Annotated in this window: 14 protein-coding genes and 1 other annotated feature; of the genes, 9 read left to right on the top strand and 5 right to left on the bottom strand. The window is 50.0% G+C overall.

The genetic code is table 11. The features are described 5' to 3' along the window. Positions 1 to 111 precede the first annotated feature (111 nt). A complete protein-coding gene (locus GQS10_RS23005) occupies positions 112 to 198 on the bottom strand; it encodes a putative holin-like toxin (protein ID WP_279537900.1) in 87 nt (28 codons plus the stop codon). 247 nt (positions 199 to 445) lie between these two features. Then, positions 446 to 704, top strand: a binding site (T-box leader). A 152-nt stretch (positions 705 to 856) separates the two neighbouring features. Between GQS10_RS23005 and asd the strand changes: the two genes are divergently transcribed. Further along, positions 857 to 1,942, top strand: a complete 1,086-nt coding sequence (gene asd / locus GQS10_RS01980; RefSeq protein WP_166238480.1) for an aspartate-semialdehyde dehydrogenase — start codon at positions 857 to 859, stop codon at positions 1,940 to 1,942. Positions 1,943 to 2,209: 267 nt separating this feature from the next. Here asd and GQS10_RS01975 read toward each other — a convergent pair whose 3' ends face one another. Continuing rightward, positions 2,210 to 3,733: a GGDEF domain-containing protein gene (locus tag GQS10_RS01975; RefSeq protein WP_166238478.1), complete on the bottom strand. Its 1,524-nt coding sequence runs from the start codon at positions 3,731 to 3,733 to the stop codon at positions 2,210 to 2,212. Between the two features lie 318 nt (positions 3,734 to 4,051). Between GQS10_RS01975 and GQS10_RS01970 the strand changes: the two genes are divergently transcribed. Next, complete coding sequence (locus tag GQS10_RS01970; RefSeq protein ID WP_166238476.1) at positions 4,052 to 5,932, top strand: two-component system sensor histidine kinase NtrB; 1,881 nt, start codon at positions 4,052 to 4,054, stop codon at positions 5,930 to 5,932. Positions 5,933 to 6,032: 100 nt separating this feature from the next. Here the strand turns inward: GQS10_RS01970 and GQS10_RS01965 are convergent, their stop codons facing one another. Then, positions 6,033 to 6,971, bottom strand: coding sequence for an ABC transporter substrate-binding protein (locus GQS10_RS01965; protein ID WP_166238474.1), 939 nt, complete (start codon positions 6,969 to 6,971; stop codon positions 6,033 to 6,035). Positions 6,972 to 7,158: 187 nt separating this feature from the next. On the opposite strand from GQS10_RS01965, the gene GQS10_RS01960 reads away from it, so the two are divergent. From GQS10_RS01960 to rbsK, 3 genes are all read left to right on the top strand, one after another. Then, the gene (locus GQS10_RS01960) at positions 7,159 to 8,214 is read left to right on the top strand and encodes a FecCD family ABC transporter permease (protein WP_166238472.1); all 1,056 of its coding nucleotides are present in this window, start codon (positions 7,159 to 7,161) and stop codon (positions 8,212 to 8,214) included. After that, on the top strand, positions 8,215 to 9,249 hold the full coding sequence (locus GQS10_RS01955) for a FecCD family ABC transporter permease (RefSeq protein WP_166238470.1): 1,035 nt from the start codon (positions 8,215 to 8,217) through the stop codon (positions 9,247 to 9,249). Between the two features lie 109 nt (positions 9,250 to 9,358). After that, the gene (rbsK, locus tag GQS10_RS01950; RefSeq protein ID WP_243734891.1) at positions 9,359 to 10,294 is read left to right on the top strand and encodes a ribokinase; all 936 of its coding nucleotides are present in this window, start codon (positions 9,359 to 9,361) and stop codon (positions 10,292 to 10,294) included. Positions 10,295 to 10,419: 125 nt separating this feature from the next. Here the strand turns inward: rbsK and GQS10_RS01945 are convergent, their stop codons facing one another. Next, positions 10,420 to 13,314, bottom strand: a complete 2,895-nt coding sequence (locus tag GQS10_RS01945) for an ATP-binding protein (protein ID WP_166238466.1) — start codon at positions 13,312 to 13,314, stop codon at positions 10,420 to 10,422. A gap of 438 nt (positions 13,315 to 13,752) precedes the next feature. Between GQS10_RS01945 and spoVAC the strand changes: the two genes are divergently transcribed. From spoVAC to spoVAE, 3 genes are read left to right on the top strand one after another with little or no spacing between them, the layout of a single operon-like run. Continuing rightward, positions 13,753 to 14,241 (top strand): stage V sporulation protein AC, encoded by a 489-nt coding sequence (gene spoVAC / locus GQS10_RS01940; protein ID WP_166238464.1) that lies wholly within the window; start codon positions 13,753 to 13,755, stop codon positions 14,239 to 14,241. Then, positions 14,241 to 15,254, top strand: coding sequence for a stage V sporulation protein AD (gene spoVAD / locus GQS10_RS01935; RefSeq protein ID WP_166238462.1), 1,014 nt, complete (start codon positions 14,241 to 14,243; stop codon positions 15,252 to 15,254). Before spoVAC ends, spoVAD begins: the two co-directional genes overlap by 1 nt. A gap of 20 nt (positions 15,255 to 15,274) precedes the next feature. Further along, positions 15,275 to 15,625: a stage V sporulation protein AE gene (gene spoVAE, locus GQS10_RS01930; protein ID WP_166238906.1), complete on the top strand. Its 351-nt coding sequence runs from the start codon at positions 15,275 to 15,277 to the stop codon at positions 15,623 to 15,625. Positions 15,626 to 15,679: 54 nt separating this feature from the next. Here spoVAE and GQS10_RS01925 read toward each other — a convergent pair whose 3' ends face one another. Continuing rightward, complete coding sequence (locus GQS10_RS01925) at positions 15,680 to 17,587, bottom strand: beta-propeller domain-containing protein (RefSeq protein ID WP_166238460.1); 1,908 nt, start codon at positions 17,585 to 17,587, stop codon at positions 15,680 to 15,682. A 222-nt stretch (positions 17,588 to 17,809) separates the two neighbouring features. On the opposite strand from GQS10_RS01925, the gene GQS10_RS01920 reads away from it, so the two are divergent. Continuing rightward, a complete protein-coding gene (locus tag GQS10_RS01920; protein ID WP_166238458.1) occupies positions 17,810 to 18,769 on the top strand; it encodes an AAA family ATPase in 960 nt (319 codons plus the stop codon). Position 18,770: the final 1 nt, after the last annotated feature.

Below are 18,770 nucleotides of genomic sequence, written 5' to 3'. Positions count from 1 at the left end.
AACTAGGGAGACGTGCTGCCAACACGTCTCCTGCATAACAGTTTGGATGGGGCTACCCTCCAATGATGATTAGGGAAAAGTAACCCACTGCCTGGCGTCAACTAGGGTGGGTTACTTTCGTTTTTCGATGTAAGTCAACAGCGCCAAAAGGAATGTCCCGAACGCTAGAAATGACATAATCGTTTGGAAAGTATCCATCGCACCACCTCCTCTCGGGAGGGAGCACGAGCCACCACAAGCTGGTTATGCTTTTCTATTATAGCATAATTTTGAATCTATCAATGACAAATGAGATCGTTTGTTCTTGTGCTTACGCTGATCATACTTCCAAGCGGACACATGAATTTTATAAGCAGAAGCAATGGATTGGGTAAAATTTTATTATAATAAATTTGTGAAATAGTATTTACCTCACGGCGGTCATTTGTTAAGATATACGAAATAAATAAATGCGATGATGAGAAGAGTAAATAAACGATGTCTTTTACAGAGAGCCCTCACAGCTGGAAAGGGGCAAAGAACGGTTTATTGAATAAAGTCTCAGAGCAGCACATCGGAACCTGCGAGGGGATGGTGTGACAGGAGCTCCTGTTACAGAGCTAAAGTATAAGCATTCTTGGAATGCCGTACTTGAAGAGGCGGATGTGGTGACATATTCGCGAAACTAGGGTGGTACCACGGGTATAACAAATCTCGTCCCTAAGGCTGATTGCAGTCTTGGGGGTGGGATTTTTTTGGTTTTTCGGCAGGATGCCGGCATAGCGTAATACCGAGTTAGAACTTTTGAATAGTTATAAGGTAGGGAAGAGGGAAACAGGTTCCATCAAAATACCGAATCGAAAGGATTTGAATAGCGATGACACAAAAGTTAAAGGTTGGTATTGTCGGAGGAACAGGCATGGTCGGGCAGCGCTTCGTTCAACTGCTGGATCAGCATCCTTGGTTTCAAGTAACTGCGATTGCAGCGAGCAGCAGCTCGGCGGGGAAAACCTATGAAGAATCTGTGCAAAACAGATGGAAGCTGCCTGAGCCGATTCCTAACGATGTGAAACAGATTATCGTTCAGGATGCTTCTAAAGTAGAAGAAGTGGCAAGCGGAGTGGATTTCATCTTCTGCGCTGTCGATATGAAGAAGGATGAAATCAAAGCATTGGAGGAGGCTTACGCAAAAACCGGTACGCCTGTCATCTCCAATAATTCGGCTCACCGCTGGACGCCTGACGTTCCAATGGTTATTCCGGAAATTAACCCGGGCCATCTCGACGTCATTGCAGCGCAGCGCAAGCGTCTTGGAACGGCAACCGGTTTTATTGCAGTGAAGCCGAATTGCTCTATCCAGAGCTATGTGCCGGCGCTGAATGCACTGCTTGATTTCAAACCGACCAACGTGGTTGCATCGACATACCAGGCGATTTCCGGGGCCGGCAAAAACTTTACCGACTGGCCGGAAATGCTCGACAACGTAATTCCGTATATCGGCGGTGAGGAAGAAAAGAGCGAGCAGGAGCCGCTTCGCATCTGGGGAAGCGTGCAAAATGGCGAGATTGTAAAAGCGAGCGCGCCTTTGATTACGACACAATGTATCCGTGTGCCGGTAACGGACGGACACTTGGCGACTGTATTTGCCTCCTTCGAGAAGAAGCCGTCGAAAGAAGAAATTCTTGCGCGTTGGCAGTCCTATAAAGGACGTCCGCAGGAGCTTGGCCTGCCTAGCGCACCAAAGCAGTTCATTACGTACTTTGAGGAAGAAAACAGACCGCAAACGAAGCTGGACCGTGATATTGAGCGTGGTATGGGCGTTTCCGTTGGCCGTCTTCGTGAAGATACTCTCTACGACTTCAAGTTTGTCGGCCTATCGCACAATACGCTGCGTGGAGCGGCTGGCGGCGCTGTATTGATTGCCGAGCTGCTGAAGGCGGAAGGATACATTCAAGCGAAGTAAGCAGACATGACATGAGATGCATCATTGCCCTAACGAAAGAACGGCGGGCGGATGTCAACCAATCATGCAGTAGAAGCAATGGTGGTTGACGTAGTCTAAACAAATAACGCAGAACAAACAAAAAAACGCCATTTCGGCGTTTTTTTGTTTTGTAAGCAGAGGTTATGCTTCTTGTATAATCCGCTCCTGTTATCCCTTGGGTATGAACCTTAATATAAATGGATAAACCTGTCGTATCTAATTTAATGTTGGGACGGCAGGTTTCTGTTATTTCATTTGCGAGCCGACAACCCGGTTCCGTCCGGTGTTTTTTGCCTGGTACAGGTTGCCGTCGGCTTCAGAAAGCAGAGCAGCGCGGTCGGTCTGCCCGCAGCGAGTGGAGCACACGCCAATGCTTGCGGTGACGGCAAGCGTACCGGTGATTGGACTCCAATCCGCAGAACGGATAATACCGCACAGTCTTTCCGCGAAGTCCAGTCCTTTTTCGAGATTATAGCCCGGGCAATAAATTAAAAATTCTTCTCCTCCTAAACGGGCAGCTTGTGCCGGTTCCACAGCGGAGGCCTCCAAAATTTTAGCGAGACGAACAAGAACAGCATCGCCTGTTTTGTGCGAAAGCTTGTCGTTAATGGTTTTGAAGTGGTCCAAATCAATGAGAACAACGGTATGCTCCTCACCAGCTTCGCATTGCTCCAAATATCGATCCATATACGCGTCAATATAACGTCGATTGTATAAACCGGTTAAAGGGTCGCGGTGAGACAGCTCCCGATAATGCTCGCTCGTGCGGCGAGCCTCTTCCGTTTCGAACACGGTCTGTAAGATGCGCGCGCGGGCCTCGCGTTCTGAGGATCGTAATGCCTCCGAATCCTCGTGGTAGCGGCAGTGTTCCTCGTAGGCTTCCTTGTATCGCTGTTCCGCTGCATAAAGCTGGGACTGCGCCAATCTGATTTTGACGAGAAAGCCCTTCAGTCCATAAGCTTCGCAAAGCAGACGAGCTTCATCCAGCGTTTCTTGCGCTAAACGATAGGAACCGAGCTGGAGGTGCGCTTCGACTACGGTAAGCTGGCAATCGGGCAGGGAATAAATATCCCCTACATGCCCTCCGGAGCGGTGCTTGTCCAGTACAGGCAAAAGGGTTTGAACAGCCACCTGAGGCCTGCCGAGCATAAGCTCGACGCGCGCAATCGTATCGAGCTGCGAAACCGCCAATGAAATGTTGTGTTTATCGGTAACCGCTCGGATTTTTGCCGCAAGCTCTGCCGCTTTATCCTTATACCCCAGCTGGCAGCTGGAATAAGCCAGGTTGTTTAAGGTATAAATCATTTGCTGGACATGGTTGGTTGCCAGGCAAATGTCCAAAAGCTCATCGAATCGTTGGTGTGAGGCTTCATAATCACCGCTTGAATCTAGCGCAAGGGCGAGAGTCATCAGATGCTTTCCGCGAATTTGCGGAAACGTAGTTTCCGGCAAATATTCGAGAGAATGGAGCGCATGCTCCAATGCGCTGTGAGCGTCGCCGAGCCGGAAGAAAAATCCGGAGAGCAGCCGGTGGCTGCTTGCCAAAACTGTAGGATTGGAATGCTCGATCGCCCAAGCGTTGATGCGGCGCATGTTTAGGCCGGCCTCGGCAATTCGGCCCTGGCGCATCATGCTGTGGGCTTGGATAAGCTGCGCGCGCATGAGCAGCTCTTCGTCCTCCAGTGCAGCGGCAGCATCCACGGCAGCTTGGGAGACGGCAGCGGCCAGCTCCACGTCCTCATAGTGGACGAATTCATGATGCTGAAGCATGGTCAGAGTAAAGTCAGTGGGCATACTCTCCCCATGAGCGATTGGCTGGATGTGAGCCTGCAACCTGGAGCTTAGATCACCGAAGCAATATGGGCATCGATCCTCAGTTTTAGCAGAAGACCGGGCAATGATAATTTTGCAATGAGGACAATGAATAAAGGTAAGCTCCATGGATGCCCCCCTATATTTATAATTTAGGCATAAGGGAATCCTAATTCATTTTTAGTCACTTATCAACCATTCCCTTCTACAGAATCGTTCGACCGCAACCTTTTTCTAGCAAAAATATTTATTGTTATATATGATAGATTAGGCAGGATGACGTATGGCGGAAGAGGGATTCTTATCATTGGGCGAGCGAAGGATCTGCAAAAACGGGTGTACATATGGATCACTCTTATTATTACGATACCGATGCTCTTTTTCGGTTTTCTCAATGCGTTACATCAAAAGCAATTCGTGGAACAAAAGGCAAAGCTGTCATTAATGATGGCTTCCACCGCGCTGAGCGATCGTTTGGAAAGCTTATACTCCCATATGATCTCCATTGAGGATGCGGCTCGATTTTCTAAAGAAGAGCGAGGGATGTTTTTGGAGCGAAGCTTACAGCCGCTCGTTTCAGAACTGTCCGTATGGTACCCGAATATTAGCATGGGGTACTATTCCACCAAGCTTCAGACCGTGGTGGCCGCATTTCCCGCAATGAATGAGGAAAGCGCTCGGATTGAGCCGTTCGAGCTATCTTCCGAGCTGAGAACGGACGGACGCCCGCTTGAATTTGAAACCGCTGCTAGCTCGACGATTTGGTCGGGGGAGTCGGCTTTGATTCTTAGGCAGCCCGTCATGCGCAATGCCGAAATGATCGGTTATTCCTGGGTCGCTTTCCAAAAGGAAGTAATCGATCGGGATTTCGGATTGAATCTGCTTAAAACGGCGGCACTGATTTTTGCGCTGTGGGTGCTTACCATCTTTATTGTCGGATTAGTATACCGATCCCACACGACGGCCGTGAACCGGCTTGCTAATGCGATTTTACGAAATAAGCAAACGGATTTGACGAGATACAAGGCGTATCCTCCGATTATGCCGCTTGTAGAAAAGATCCGTGAGCTGAGGGACCATCTTCAGGAGGAATCTCAGCATTATTTACATGAAACCCAGAAGCTGCAGCAAATTATCGATACCTCACCGGTTGGCATTTTAGCGGTTGACCGCGATGGAATGATTACGGCGTACAATAAAACATTTTTCCGTAGGGTTCCTGTTCATTACCAAAACAGCAGTTTGATCGGTCACTCTTACAAGGAGTTCATCGAGCAGCTTGGGTTTGAATACAAGAAAACATTAATTTTCAGGGGATTACAAGGGGAGCATGTGAATTCAGAAATTCAGCACTTTAGCGATAGAACGTATTTAGGCTTCGCCGCACCCATCATGGATTCGAGAGAGAACATTCTTCTTGGAGCGGTTGCATTGGCTGAAGACGTAACGGAAGTCCATCAGCTTCGCAAAGAGCTGGGACAGCTGGAACGGCTTCGGCTGGTGGGGCAAATGGCGGCAAGCATTACCCATGAGATCCGCAATCCGATGGCCGTGATCCGCGGCTTTATGCAGCTGATGAAGCATAAAGCCGGGGAGGAGCTTCAGGAGTATTGTTCCATTGTCATCAGCGAGGTCGATCGTTCCAACACGATTATTAACGATTTCCTGGCCTTAGCTCAGGATCGGATTGTCACGAAAGAGATGCACAATCTCAGTGACGTTGTGAAAGATATTTATCCTCTTCTGGCGGCTGATGCCAATATGCGGGGAATCGAATTGGAGCTGCGGCTTGCAGAGGAGCTTCCGCTGCTTATGCTTGATGATCGGGAAATGAAGCAGCTTCTGCTTAATCTCGTTCGTAACGCGATGGATGCTATTGAAAGCACGGGCCAAAAAGGGATCGTGACTGTCACGACCTCGGTTGAAGAGAACGCGGTTGTAATGCGTGTATCCGATACCGGGTGCGGGATGACCGAAAAACAGCAGCAATCGTTATTCCACCCGTTTTATTCTACCAAGAAAGACGGTACGGGCTTAGGTTTAGCTGTATGCTTGAGTATTGTTGAAAGGCATAGCGGTAAAATTACAGTCCAGTCGGAAGAAGGAAAGGGGACGACTTTTGCCGTTATCTTGTTTAAGGCCTATTCCGGATTTTAACCCGAGTGAATTGAACCAAAGCCTTCGTTAATATTTTTTCGCATTCAAAAAGCCTTCCGTTCCTGTTGATGTTCAAGGAATGGAAGGCTTTTTTGCGGGATTATTTACTGCCAAGCTTCGTTACGATATCCGTTAGCTGCCAGTTCATATTATAGGCGCTCAGTTCGCTCCAGCGGACATTTTCGAGGACATACAATTTATTATTTTTCACGGCCGAAAGGTTTTTCCAAACGGGTCCGCTGGCGACCTCTTTGAAGCGTTCCTCGGCAGCCTGATCTGCGACCAGTACAAAAATCGTATCGGCGGCATATTCCGGCAGTACCTCCTCGGAAAGGGAGGCTGGTGCCGTTAATGCTTTGGCCTTATCAGGCTCCGTGTATCCCAAAGCTTCGTAGATAGTAGGGAAGGCGTTTATGGGGAACGTATAAATCGCTTTGTTGTAGAATTGAACGACGAGCGCAGTTTCGCCCGGCTTCAAATGTGCCTGCAGCTTTTGCTTCGTCTCCTTCAACCGTTCGTCATATTGTACCCGGAAGGCCTGCTCTTCTTTTGTTTTGCCAAGGAGCTCGGCGACGACATGAAGCTGCTCAAAGGCAGGCAATCCGAATTTCGTTGCGAAGGTAGGCGCAATCTTTTGCAAGCTCTCGACAACCTCAGGCTTTAAATAATCGCTGATGATAATCAGATCTGGAGAAAGTGCGGTGACCTTTTCCATATTCGGCTCTTGATCTCCGATACTTTCAATACCTTGCGTTACGGCCGGGTCATGATTTTTTAGGTAGTAATCAACAGTTCCGATCGGCTTAACACCGAGGGCTGCCAATTCCCCGAAATTATTGATCGCAATGATTCGCTCCGGCTCTACAGGAACCGTGACATCGCGATTTAATGCGTCCTTCACCGTTTTTGTCTCGGCGCTTTTTGGACTATTATTGGGCTCATGGGAATGGTTGTCCGTCGATGGGTTCCCGCAAGCGGCGGCAAGAACCGTCATGATCAGAAGCAGCGCAGCGGGGATCAAAGGTAGTTTTCGAAGCAAGATAAACCCTCCAAAATTATGATATTGATTCTCATTTTCGTATAGTATAAGTCATTTTTATGAAAAAGCAAAACCGTCAATTAGAAATGCATACACACCCTACCGGTGTTTTACGAAGAAAACGATTGATAATGAGAAATATTATCAATTATAATGAGAGGGTTCCTAGGATGGGTTTGATGGTTTAATGTTGAGAAAGGAGTGTGTCCGTTTGCAAATTTTATCGAAGAATGAGCAGCCACAGCGGTCGCACCCATGGATTGCCACAGTTATGGCTGTTGGCGGAGCGGCAGCGGTTTGTTTCGGGATCGCGCTGTCTATTTCCGTTGGAGCGGCCACGATTTCGTTACAAACGGTCTGGGATGCAGTATTTCAATTTAATCCGGATCTTACAGACCACCAAATCATTCGAGAGCTTCGGCTCCCGCGTGCGCTCACAGCTGCGCTTGTAGGGGCCTGCTTTGCCGTGGCGGGTGCTTTGATGCAGGGCATGACGAGAAATCCGCTTTCCGACCCGGGGATTTTGGGCATTAATGCCGGGGCAGGCTTTGCATTAGCTTTATGTTTTGCTTTTTTGCCCGGTCTTCCTTTTTCATATTTAATATTATTTTCATTTGCCGGGGCGGCACTCGGTACAGGACTAGTATACGGCTTCGGTTCATTAGCCAGAGGCGGTATGAATCCGGTTCGTCTGGTGCTTGCCGGGGCAGCGGTCAGCGCGCTGCTTGTTGCATTGAGTCAGGGAATTGCAATCCACTACCGGATAGGACAAGAGCTTGCATTCTGGTATGCCGGAGGGGTGGCCGGTGTCAAATGGCTGGAGCTTCAGGTCATGCTTCCGTGGGCTGCAGGCGGCTTAATTGCTGCGGTGCTGTTATCGCGTTATGTAACGATGCTTAGCTTCGGGGAGGAAGTGGCCGCTGGACTTGGTCTTCGTGTCGGTCTCATTAAGCTGGCAGGGGTAATCATTGTGCTTGTGCTGGCTGGATCTGCTGTCTCGGCCGTAGGTTCAATCAGCTTTGTGGGCTTGATCGTGCCGCATTTGGTTCGATTTCTAGTCGGCGTCGACTACCGTTTCATTGTTCCTTGTTCGGCAATAATGGGGGGACTTCTAGTCGTCGCAGCAGATATTGGAGCACGGCTGATAAATCCTCCATATGAAACGCCTATCGGAGCATTAATTGCTATCATCGGTGTGCCATTCTTCTTGTATTTGGCGCGCAACGAGAGGAGGCAGCTGTAGATGGTTGCTTCATCGATTGAACTCGTACAGCGGAAGCGGTCCAAACGGGCGGGGTTCGTCATCTCGCTGCTCACCGTTTTGATTATCTTTTTTATATTCATAAGTATGAACACAGGATACATACGTCTAGGTCCGTGGGAAGTGCTGCAAACCTTGTTCGGATCGGGAACAGATAAGCAGCGGTTGATCTTGTTCGAATTCCGTCTGCCGCGAATCGTCATCTCCGTGCTTGTAGGCGCTGGGCTGGCCGTTTCCGGCGCGATCTTTCAAGGGGTTTCGCGCAATGCCCTTGCAGACCCGGGGATTCTAGGCATTAATTCTGGGGCTGGGCTTGCGGTTGTATTGTTTGTCGCCTTTTTCCCTTCCAACGCGGCTGCACCGGCGTTTGCGATGCCGTTTCTGGCTCTGGCCGGAGCAGGGATGGCTGCGGCGCTCATTTACGGGATAGCGTACAAAAAAAACGAGGGGATTTCCCCGGTGCGGCTTGTATTGGTGGGCATTGCGGTCGGTGCCGGGATCCGCGCTTTAATGATTGTACTGACCATTCGTCTGGACCCGAATGATTTTAAGCTGGTGGAGGTTTGGCTGGCCGGTACGATCTGGGGAACAAACTGGGGGTACGTGTCTTCCTTGCTGCCGTGGCTGCTCGTGCTGCTGCCCTATGTCATCTATAAAGCGCGGGTGCTCAATGTGCTTGGCTTAGGAGAGCCGATGGCGATCGGCCTCGGTACGGCCATTGAACGTGAGCGGCTTGGCTTGCTGGCTGCAGCGGTGGCGCTTGCGGGCGCATGTGTAGCGGTTGGCGGCGGGATCGAGTTTATCGGTTTAATCGGCCCGCATCTGGCAAGACGGCTGGTCGGGCCTGCCCATCAGTATTTGATTCCGGCCGCGGCGTTGACCGGAGGGCTGCTATTGCTTGTAGCGGACACGATCGGCCGATTTATTTTGCTGCCTTCAGAGATTCCTGCGGGAATCGTTGTAGCGGTAATCGGAGCGCCATACTTCCTTTATTTGCTTTTGAAGGTGAGAGCTTAACTACTTTTCAACGAAAGAGAAACAAGATAGAGCTGCTGAGACAGCGGGCGGAAAAGACGATAAAATGACGGTATAATATATGAAAGGATTTACAGGGAGGAGGGAGCTCTTGCAAATCAAAATCGTGGTCGTCGGCAGTATTAATATGGACATTGTAAACCGTGTCCGCAGACATCCGCTTCCGGGTGAAACGATCAAGGGGCTTGGCACTGCTTATTTGCCAGGCGGAAAAGGAGCAAATCAAGCGGTAGCGGCGGCGCGCTGTGGAAGCCATGTATCGATGATCGGTGCCGTCGGCGGAGATTCCTTTGGACCCGTGCTCGTACAATCGCTGGAAGAGAACGGAATAAAGCTTCATGTAGACATTCTTCAGGGGGTTACTTCTGGACTCGCATTTATCACAGTGGATGAAACCGGAGAAAACCAGATTATCCTGTCCGAAGGGGCGAACGCCATGCTGACGGCTCAGCATGTTGCGGCTCATTCCGATGTGTTCGCGGGAGCCAGCGTATTATTGCTGCAAAATGAGGTGCCGTGGGAGGCTTCCGCTGCAGCAATGAGGCTGGCACGCGACCACGATGTTCGTGTACTCTATAATCCGGCGCCAGCGCAAGCACTTCCTGAGGAGGCATATCCGCTGATCGATGTGCTCATTTTGAATGAATCGGAAGCGGAGGAGCTGACAGGTTTACCTGCGGCTCAGGCCGCCCAAGCGATGCGTGCGGCACAATCGCTTGTTGCACGCGGTATTGACACGGTTATCGTTACACGGGGGGAAGAAGGGGCACTGCTGGCCGATGCTGCGGGCAGCTGTATTGAGGTTCCTGCCTTCCGCGTAAAGGCTGTGGATACCACTGCGGCCGGCGATACTTTTATTGGCTGCTACGCTGTGGCGAGTGCGGAAGGATATTCTTCCGAGGACAGCTTGCGTCTAGCATCAGCCGCCGCGGCATTGACCGTTACCCGTCCGGGAGCCCAGGAAAGCATTCCACAGCGTGCAGAGGTCGAGAGTTTGCTTGAACACTGGCGCAAGGATACAAAATAGCGAAAAGAAATTTACCTTTGGAAGCATGAGAGGCTTCACAACGGAAAAATATAAAAGAAAGCTTCTCTAGCGTATGGGTTCCAGCCCATGTCTAGAGAAGCTTTTTTTGAATCCTATCTAGTAGTCTACGATTTCTCTTTCTGGCGTTTCACTTCCGCTTCAATCCAACTTTCGTAGTGCTTAAGCTCAACCAGCTCAAGTCCCTTTTCTTCCAGGGAAGCGGCGATCTGCTCTTCGTTTTGCGTCGGGAATACGTACGCCGAGGTATGCTTGGCGAGAAGCTCCTGAGAAATGTGATACAGCCGCTCCATCGTAAACGGCTTTTTCATATAACGTTCGATGTCACTTTCCTGATAGTCATTCGGTGCATCCATCGCGGTTGAAACAATGACCGGCGTTCTCCGGCAAAGAGGATGGCTGTTTAGTCCCGCGAGCAGATCCCATCCGGTTAAATGCCCTTCCAAGGCGATATCTACGATGAAGAGGAGCGGCGGATTTGACGTTAATTTGCCGATCGTCTCCAGCAAAGGCTCGGCGGCCTTGAACGTAACGACCGGGTGGCCTAATCCGCCCAGCGTTTCGCTTATTAATTTGCTTACATTGCTGTCGTCCTCCACAATGACGATGCTGCCTTCGATGCTTCCCTCTACGGAGGGGGATGAAACGGCCGGCAGCGCTACTCGGAACGTTGTGCCTTCCCCCATCACGGAATCAAAGCTGATGCTTCCGCCATGCGCATCGATGATTTCCTTTACAATAGCAAGGCCTAGTCCTGTGCCGCCGATCTGTCTGCGGTCGGAGTTGTCAACACGGTAAAACTTTGTAAACATTTGTGCTTTGGCTTCCTCAGGAATGCCAAGACCGTAATCTCGAACGATCAAGGTCGTCAAATCCGAATTCGTATCTACGGTTACATCAACGACGTTCGAGTCGGGAGAATATTTAATTGCATTGCTGAGCAGGTTGTCAATCACTTGCTTGATCCGGTCCTCGTCTGCTTTCATAAAGACAGGAGCATCGCCGTTAACCTGGACTCGGATGCTGTGGCTTTGTTTGCCCTGCCACTGCTCGGCAGCACTTTGAACAAGCGAAGCTAAGTCGACCGGGACAAAGTGATAGGTTTGTTTCCCGGATTCCATTCGCTGCAGATCGAGAAAATCATTAATCAAATTGGAAAGCCGCTTTGCTTCCTTATAGATCGTATCTAAATATTTTGCCTGCTTTTCCGGGGAAAGCTTGCGGTTAATCATCAGCTCGATGAACCCAAGAACGCTTGACAGCGGTGTTCGAAGCTCATGGGAAACGATGCTGACAAATTCATTTTTTAGCTCATTAATCCGCTCCTCATCCGTCCGGTCCCGAAGCACGAACAAGAATCCAGAGGATGAAGTGCTTCCAACGCCAAATGGGGTTGCATAAAGCTCCAAACTGCGAGTATCCCCTTGGATGTTGAACGAAAATTTTTCGGTGAAATGTGTGATGCGCCCTTGAAGCAAATCTTCGCCGAGCGTCCGAAGCTTGGGATGAAGTCTTTCGAAGCATTCGGCTGCCGACATTCCTTGGATGGCTGCCGTATCAAACCATTCTGCCATTCGCCCGTTACAGTAATCGATCCTGCCAAAGCGGTTGCAGGTAGCCATGCCTTCCAAGCTGGATTCAAGGATGAGGCGAGTGAAATCACGCTGCTTTTCCAGCATTTCTTTTTCGGTTAGCAGCTCTTCATTTAATTTTTCCATAGATACACTTTGCTGCTTGCGTTCTTCGTTCGTTAGCTGGGCAAGCAGGGCGAGGCTGAATTGCTTCATTAACCCTTTAGTCAAAAAGCTCGTATTATTCTCATTTACCGCTGTCTTCTGATAAGAGGTCGTCACGACAATGCCAATTATATGCAGCTCAGAACGATTGGGGTCGAACAGCGGGTAGTAGGAATCAACCGCGGTGTCGTAGGCACTATGGAAGCCCCGTTCCAGCTCGGACACCTTTCTGCAGCTGATTACGGAGGTTTTGTCCTTTAACAGCTTGTGGGCAGGACCTACGAGAGGTACGCGCTCGCGAACCGGCGCAGCGCCCTCCGGGTATCCATATGAAAATACCATATCAAACTGTTCTTCCTGCTCATGCCGTAACATAACTGCGGCAGCATCCTGATCAAGTGCTTCAGTTAAGGCGGGCACGGTATTTTCCAAAAACAAGTGAAGATCAGTAAAGCCGGTAAGCATTTCCTGGTACGAAGATATCGACTCCAGTTCTTTTTCCCTTTGAAACAGCTTAATTAGTGTTTTCTCCTGCTCTTCTTGCTGAGCGATAATTTCCTCGTTATGCGTCTCCAGCTCTTCCGCGACGGCGCGATACGTTTCCTCGCTTTTACGTAAAGCATTAGCCATTTGGTTGTTGCGGCGTGTAATGAGCCAAATCGTGATGCCCATGGCTAAAAACGCAACCAGTCCAATCGATAATATTAAGAATGCCCGTTCCACCGCGATATCCACGGATTGTTTTTCCTCTGCTGTTGTTTGCGCCAACGCACTGCGCATTTCCTCGTGAATGATCCGGAATTGATCCATGTAGTCTTTTCCTTGATCAACAAGATCCAGAGCGGTCTGAGTCTGTTTTTCCTCGATCAGCTTAATTTGGTCCAAAAAATAATGATTGATCATATCGATTTGAGGCAGTGCCTTATGTAAAAAGATCTCGTTTACAAGAGGATAATTTTCCAGTGGATAATTGTCAGTGATTAAGCTTAATTCTGTTTCCATTTGGATTTTACCAACCTTATAGGCTTCCAAAAAACGGGGATTGGTCGTGAGCAGATACCCGCGGACACCGGTTTCTTGATTAATGAGGCTGGTCAGCAAATTGTCGATCGATAAATATATGGGCATGGTATCTTCAACAACATGGTTGCTCTGCAGGCGTACATCCCTCAGTGTCCAATAACTGGAAAAGGTAACGAGGGTCATAATGATCAGCATCGAGACAAGTGCAATATATGGAGTCTTGCCTTTGGGATTCAAGTTCATCATCGGTTCTCCTGCCTATGTAAAATAACGTCTTTTACTATTTCGACAGGAGACGACAAAAACATTAGCGTTTTTAAAAGCGGTTTTGGGCAGGTGCCGATGTGAACATGAATCATGAAACATATAGTGTAAACGAGGAATTGGATTTATACAGGTTTGGGGGCCGGCACATGGCAAAAACGGAGGCTACGCTGTTAGTGTTAGTGTTGTTCATTTTGTTGTTTATCGTCGCAGCTATTTTTTTGTAGCGGAAATTCAACGGGGCCAGCTTCTGGCCTTTTTTTTACGGATGTGAAAGGGATCATTTTAGCGGAGCAGAACGCTTTTTCTGTCTTTTTTCGGGATGTGCCCATCACGGGACGGTCGCTGCCGGAGGTATCATAAATCCACTTGGAAACGAGCATAATACCCTAGAAAGTAAGATGAAGGAGGTTGGATATGGCTACAGCAGCGAAGGGCGGAGGAATGAGCAAGGCCCAAAAAAGTTACCAGGATCTTGCCAAAAAGCATGAACCGGCTCGTCCCGTACTGCTTAATTGCTTTCGGGCATTTTTAGTCGGGGGGCTGATTTGTTTGCTCGGACAAGCTATTCAAACGGCTTTTATGGCTTGGGCAGGTATGACGCAGAAGGAAGCGGCCAACCCGACGGTGGCTATTCTTATTTTACTATCCGTTATTTTAACCTCTTTGGGCATATACGATAAAATCGCGCAATGGGCTGGCGCAGGCAGTGCGGTCCCGGTCACTGGGTTTGCCAATTCGTTATGCTCCGCCGCAATTGAACACCGCAGCGAAGGACTTGTGCTGGGCGTTGGCGGCAACATGTTTAAACTGGCGGGTTCGGTTATTGTGTTCGGAACGGTGGCAGCTTTCATTATCGGGATTATTTATTGGATATTTGGCCTTGGAATGGAGGGTCATATATAATGCTGACGGGAAAGCAAACCTGGCTGTTCGATCGGAAGCCGTATATCATTTCCGCCTCGACGGTGGTCGGCCCCGATGAGGGGGCAGGTCCCCTTGGCGACCGATTTGATATGGTTCATTCCGATTACTTTATTGGTGAGGATAGCTGGGAAAAAGCCGAGCGTAAATTTCTCGAGGAATCGATGGAGCTTACATTGGACGGCGCCGGTTTGCAAAAGAAGGATATCAGCTTTTATGTCGGCGGCGACCTGCTGAATCAGATCGTCTCGAATACGTTTGCGGCGAGAACGATGGCGGTGCCGTACATAGGGGTCTTCGGAGCTTGCTCGACCTCGATGGAAAGCTTGGCCTTGGCTTCCTTAATGGTGAACTATCATTCGGCAAATTATGCGATGGCCGGCGTGTGCAGCCACAACTGCTCGGCGGAAAAACAGTTCCGCTACCCGACCGAATACGGCTCACAGAAGCCTCCTACCGCACAGTTTACTGTCACGGGTGCGGGAACTTCGCTGCTTTCCTTAACCGGAAAGCCGGACATGCCGCGTGTTACGTCGGCTACGATCGGCAAAATCGTCGACATGGGGATCAAGGATCCCTTTAATATGGGAGCGGCGATGGCGCCGGCTGCGGTCGACACGATGCATGCTCATTTTCATGACCGCGGGATTGAGCCCGGCTACTATGACATGATTGTTACGGGCGACTTGGCAAAGGTGGGCTACAGTATAGCAAAGGATTTATTAAAGGAAAAGGGCATTGATATCGGGCAGACGGATTATCAGGACTGCGGCATACTTGTGTTTGATCCGGATAAGCAAATGGTTCAAGCGGGAGGCAGCGGCGCGGCCTGCTCCGCGGTTGTGACCTATGGTCATTTACTGAAGAAAATGCGCGAGGGTGAGCTTAAGCGTCTTTTAGTTGTTGCAACCGGCGCGTTAATGTCGCCGATAACCTTTCAGCAGGGAGAATCCATTCCTTGCATTGCGCATGCTGTATCAATTGAAATGGAGTGAGTGACATGGCGATAAATTGGATGCAATTTTTGTGGGCGTTTATTATTGGCGGCGCGATTTGCGTCGTTGGCCAGCTGCTTATGGATGTCGGTAAATTTACACCCGGCCATACAATGAGCATCTTGGTTGTAACAGGTGCAATCGTGGACGGCTTCGGGTTGTATGACCCATTCGTCAAGTTTGCCGGTGCGGGTGCGTCGGTGCCGATTACGAGCTTCGGTAACGCGCTAGTTCACGGCGCGATTGAAGAGCTGACGAACACTGGACCCGTCGGAGTGCTAACAGGGATCTTTAAAATAACGAGCGCGGGCATTTCGGCGGCGATTATTTTTTCATTCTTAGCTGCTCTTGTGGTGAAGCCCCGCGGATAAGGAAACACAAAAACCACCCGTCATCCGGGTGGTTTTCGTTGTTTGGCGGCAGCCTTATGGAAGAACAAGGCGGCCGTGCTCTTGGAGCGTCTCCAGGTCATGCGCCTGGATTTGGCTTTGCGACAAGGTATAGAGCGTATCTCCGATATAGAGGATCCGCTGCACGGATCGATCGTTGTAGTGCCAGTGATTTCCGGCTTTTTTGAGGTCTTGATCACTCAGATGGCTGATCCGGCCGCGCAGCTGGAAGCCCTGTTCTACATTTAGGCGGTATATATAAGCCCCTTGGTAGGTGAATGTACCGTATTCCGCCGCATTTTTCGATCCGTCCGGCTGGATTGGAGCCTCCATTAAAGTGACCGGGAAGGCGAGCAGCTCTTTGTCACGGGAAAAAAGCAGTGCCTTATGATTCCGCAGAAGCTCGGATTCTGTTCCGCGATCACCGATGTTCTCCTTAAATTTCTCGATCGGTTTTGATACATCGCTAACATCGAATAGGGCGAGCTTCATGCCTTGATACAGTGCGGTAGTCGCCTGTTCGGGGGCTTTTGCCGGCTGGCCGTATGGTCCGATTTCTACCGTATCCTTACCGAAGCCAATAATATGGTTTTCGTCATACGGATGCAGGTAATCGCTGTAGCCGGGGATTTTCAAATATCCGAGGATAGTCGGCGCCTCCGGTTTTTCTACATCAATGACAAACAGGGGATCGACGGTGCGGAACGTAACCATATAGGCCCGCTTGCCCATGAAGCGTACGGAATAAATGCGTTCGCCTGGAGCAATGTCCTCGATTTTACCGACCGATTCAAGCTTGTCGTTTAAAATGTAAAGATTGTTTGTGGACACAAGCTTACTGCCGCTTCGCACATTTTGCCTTGTTGTTGCGATACGAAAATAGCCCATATGCTCATCCATGGAAAACTGATTTAAGATCGCTCCAGGAACGGTGGCGGTCCCTTCATAGCCGACCATTCCATTTAAAAGATCAAATTTATACAGATGGGTTTCGTCGGCATGACGCCGAGGATCGGCTGCTACATACAGATGCTTTTCCGACGCGTAAATGCTCTTTCCCGAACCTACATAGGCGGATACGGCAGCAGGCTCGCTGGGCCGGTCCGTCCGGAAAGCGCCGACGACGATTAGATTCGGTTCGATGGCCTCCGGGAAATATCGTGTATCCTCCCAACTCACGGTAGCGTTATCCTTGGAGGCGGAATCGCTGTAATGCGCCGGTTCCGGGCGCTTCGGATCGATTCGCTTGTTAGCCACCAAGTAGACGGCGGTACCGGTTTTACGCGCGGAAACGTACTGGCCTTCAAGAAATACCTGCTTCGTTTGCTTCGGCGCTTGTTTGTCCGTGATATCGTATACAAGGGCCCGCACCCCTGCAGCGCGGTTTGCTTCCGTGCCGATGACCACAAGCGTTTGACCGTCAAGGAATAGCTCGTTTGGAGTGAATCCGGACATCGAGAAGTCAACCTTTCCCGCTACCTTCATGCTGTCGGCAGGATTCGCTTGGACAATCATGACGCGCTGCCGGTTCACCTGATAAATGTAGGTTCCGTCGGTTTTTACCAGGTCGGCTTCGTCTACCCCCTGCACTTGAACATTGGTTCCGGAATAGTCGCTGGCCGAGGCTGTTTTTGCCGATGATGTCGCATCAACGTGCGTATCGCTAACCGCGGCCGTATTGCTGCCGGCAGCGGGTGCTGCTTCAGCGGCGCCTTCCTCGAATTTGTGCGCGCGTTGTGTAAAAGGTTTAAGCAAGGACTTCAGGTTCCGCTCTGAGCCGACGACCGGAAGCTCTCCTGTCGCGGCTTGAACCGCTGCAGGCTGGCCGGTAAACGGCAGCGGAATATCCGGCAAAAACGGCCGGTTGGTCGCATGCGCGATGATCGCCCAGCAGAAGACAAAGTAACCTAGAGCCAAAACAGCGACAGCACCCCATCTCTTCATTTCAAGCGCCCCCCAATATCGAATTTTCCTTTTGCTACTAGACGGGACTGATCTTCCAAATGTTTCAACCGCTATTTAAAAAATGGCATGTATAACATTACAAATAATTTTATGACTTTTGCGAGTATACGACTGGGGTTAAATTCTAGTATGATGGAAACTAAGCTATCAAAACGGCTTATTTTTCAGAAGCGTCATTCACGTACAAGGAGGCCTCGGGAGATGGAAACAGTCAAGCACTCGGATTTTGAAATCTTGCATCAGCTTCGAATGAACCTGCAAACCTGCATTTTAGGGAAGGCAAAGGAAATTGATTTGTTGATTACCGCGCTGCTTGCGGGCGGCCACGTTCTCTTGGAGGATGTACCGGGGACAGGCAAAACGGTTTTTATAAAAGCGCTTGCAAAGTCGATAGACGGGCAATTTAGGCGTATTCAATGCAATCCTGATTTACTCCCGACGGATATTACGGGCGTATCAATATATCATCCGAAGCAGGAGGCGTTTGTGTTCCGGCCGGGCCCGGTTATGACCAACATCCTGCTGATCGACGAAATCAACCGCGCTACGACGAAGACGCAGTCTGCGCTGCTGGAAGCCATGGAAGAAAGAGCGATTACGGTAGATGGAGAAAGCGTACCGCTGCCGACTCCTTTCCTACTGCTCGCGACGCAGAACCCAATCGACTTCGAGGGCACCTATGTGCTGCCGGAGGCGCAGCTGGACCGCTTTATGCTGAAATTCAGCCTTGGGTATCCGGACGAGCAAACGGAAAAGCAAATGGCGGTTTCTCACAGCAGAAGCCATCCGCTAGACTCGCTTAAAGTACATGCCGACGTGAAAGCGGTGGCGGACATGCAGGAGCGGGTACAAAATGTGCATGTTGACGACGCTGTCGCAGAATATATTGTGGCAATTACCCGCCAAACCCGCGAGCATCCATCGGTTTATTTAGGCGCGAGCCCGCGTGCGACGCTGGCGCTCATTCAAGCGTCGAAAGCGTACGCTTACTTGAACGGAAGAGACTATGTCATTCCGGACGATGTTAAAACGCTAGCGCCGAATGTGCTTGGACATCGCATGATCTTAAGGTCGGAAGCGCGGCTTGACGGTGCCACCGTCGATAAGGTGCTGGAGTCCATCTTCAAGCAGGTGCGCGTGCCGATCCGATTGGAGAAGTGAT

This window comes from Paenibacillus turpanensis (assembly GCF_011421635.1).
Classification (GTDB): domain Bacteria; phylum Bacillota; class Bacilli; order Paenibacillales; family YIM-B00363; genus Paenibacillus_AK; species Paenibacillus_AK turpanensis.
This window is presented reverse-complemented; position numbering and strand designations above follow the sequence as displayed.